The organism is Enterobacter sp. CM29, assembly GCF_013179605.1.
GTDB classification, from domain to species: domain Bacteria; phylum Pseudomonadota; class Gammaproteobacteria; order Enterobacterales; family Enterobacteriaceae; genus Enterobacter; species Enterobacter intestinihominis.
The window spans coordinates 1-1,400 of record NZ_JABMCU010000351.1 but is presented as its reverse complement, the minus strand read 5'-3'; the positions used below and the strand labels follow the sequence as shown (position 1 = coordinate 1,400).

Sequence of the window (1,400 nt, the reverse complement as noted above, 5' to 3'; positions counted from 1 at the left end):
ACTCAGCGCTAGATATTATTAAAGCATCACGACCGTAAATCATACCATATTTTTTTCTCGTGCCTTTACATTCATGTCAACGATATCCCGTCGTGTTTATCGAATTACAAAATTAACCAGTTGAAACTATGCATCTTAAAATATTAACACTTTGGCGGAGATAGAGTTTCAAATACAGGTGAGCAATTATTATTAAATTATACAAATATATATTTTCCTGAAGCCTGATATTAATACCATAATCACTTAGAAAGAATTATATAAAAGCCATTTAAAAAATTAAGAAAAAAAGTGTATTCTGAATAAAAAATATCATCTGTATTTGATAAGCCGGAAATAATCGATATTAATCCGGCCTTGATTAATCACTTGTCTTTATGAGTACTGCCAAAAACCAGCTATGATATTCCCGCCAGATATGTTTTTATACAAATACAAAGCACCGTAACCAAAGATGTAATCACCATCAAGCAATGCATCAGGATAATAGTCTTCATCTATCTGCATGAAAAATTTATAACCATCCTTTTGCAAAGCATCAAAATAATAATTTTCAGATTGTATTAACCTTGCCTCTTCGGTTTTAGTGATAAACTCAAACTCTTCACTTTCAACCTTATCATACCCAACAATAACTGCCTTGTTAATGTGTTTTATCGTAAATGCATCATTATTGCTTTCATCAGAAAAAGTATGTGTGAAAACTTTTACTGAACAATTAGGATAGATATTATTATCAATTATGTCATCATATTCGCCTGGAGTAAGTATCGTAATATACTCATGTCCATCATCAGGATTCTGAACTGTCAAATAAAACTTATAACCCCGAACAATATCTAGTTTATCTAAAAAGAATTTAGGGATATTTCCACCAATCCGCCCAATGTCATTACCATCAGAAAAGATACTTATTTTAGAGATTAGATTACATTTAATCATTTCTTAAACTCGCTCCCATAAAAAGTACATTCTCTCTTTCCTAATTCCCATAACCATTTCAGCGAACAAATTCTTAGCATTTTTAAGTCACATTTATGATTAACTACAATGTGCGTCTCTTCAGGCATGATTAAAAAAACTAACAAAAGCCGGAAAATTTTACTTTCTTTGCAGGCTAATAGATTTAATAAATCCTGGAGTCTGAGCGTGGTTCAACATCTCTTATACCAAGTTGATTCGTTTTTTCAAAAATTAAATCATAGCAGTAAACAGTCTCTTCCCCCTTTAATAAATGACCCCCTTCAAGGCTCACTCTATATATTCCTTTAGGAACATCAGTGTTAATCCAACCAGTATAATCTTCCCACTCCCAAAACACTGCCATATCAGCAACGTATAAATCACCAGTTACATTAAGATAGAAATATTTATCTGTGAATATAACTTCCCTGTCTTTA

The 1,400-nt window shown here is 31.7% G+C and carries 1 protein-coding gene and 1 pseudogene; both read right to left on the bottom strand.

Annotation, left to right across the window (positions count from 1 at the left end):
* Positions 1-375: 375 nt before the first annotated feature.
* Positions 376-942 (bottom strand): hypothetical protein, encoded by a 567-nt coding sequence (locus tag HP459_RS22935; RefSeq protein ID WP_171936922.1) that lies wholly within the window; start codon positions 940-942, stop codon positions 376-378.
* Positions 943-1,126: 184 nt separating this feature from the next.
* Positions 1,127-1,400, bottom strand: a pseudogene (locus HP459_RS22930) (hypothetical protein); the annotation flags it as partial.